The sequence below is a fragment of the Nocardioides sp. GCM10027114 genome (genome assembly GCF_042659625.1).
GTDB lineage: Bacteria > Actinomycetota > Actinomycetes > Propionibacteriales > Nocardioidaceae > Nocardioides.
Window position 1 is genome coordinate 1 of record NZ_JBHSSS010000004.1, and the last position, 667, is coordinate 667.

Here is a 667-nt window from a genome sequence, read left to right on the forward strand (position 1 = left end):
AGGTGGGTTCAAGGTGCGTGCGCAACGCCCTGGGTGATCTGGGGTGAGGGGTATGCCGCGTCCGCCGGTTCGGGTGGAGGTGCAGCGCAGGTTCTGGGACCGGGTGGCGCAGGGTGAGTCGGTGGTGGATGCGGGGGCGTCGGTCGGCGTGTCTCGTCCGACGGCGCAGCGGTTGTTTGCACGCTGTGGTGGTGTGATCCCGTCGCTGAGAGCTCCCCGCAAGTCGCCGGCCGAGGGTGGCCGGCTCACCTACGCCGAGCGGGAGGAGATCGCGTGCCTGCGTGCGGCCGGCCGCTCGGTGCGTGGCATCGCCCGGGAGCTGGGCCGTGACCCGTCCACGGTCAGCCGTGAGCTGCGCCGCAACGTCGGCTACGGCGGGGTCTACCGGGCCAGCACCGCCCAGCAGCGTGCCGACGGCAACGCCCGGGCGGGTGGGCTGGCGCGACCGGCCCGGCTGGCGGTGAACCTGCGGCTGCGTCGGGAGGTGCAGACTCGCCTTGAGGAGCACCACAGTCCCGAGCAGATCGCGCAGCGGCTGCGCGAGGACTTCCCCGACGATCCGGAGATGTGGGTGTCGCACGAGACGATCTACCAGTCGCTCTACGTCCAGGGCCGCGGTGGGCTGCGCCGTGAGCTCGCGGCCTGCCTGCGGACCGGGCGGGCGCTG

1 protein-coding gene is annotated in these 667 nt (G+C 72.9%); it reads left to right on the forward strand.

Annotated elements, in window-relative coordinates; all coding sequences use genetic code 11:
- Positions 1–193 precede the first annotated feature (193 nt).
- Positions 194–667 (forward strand): transposase (locus ACFP2E_RS03150; RefSeq protein ID WP_378524184.1); only part of this gene is annotated, 474 nt, incomplete at its 3' end.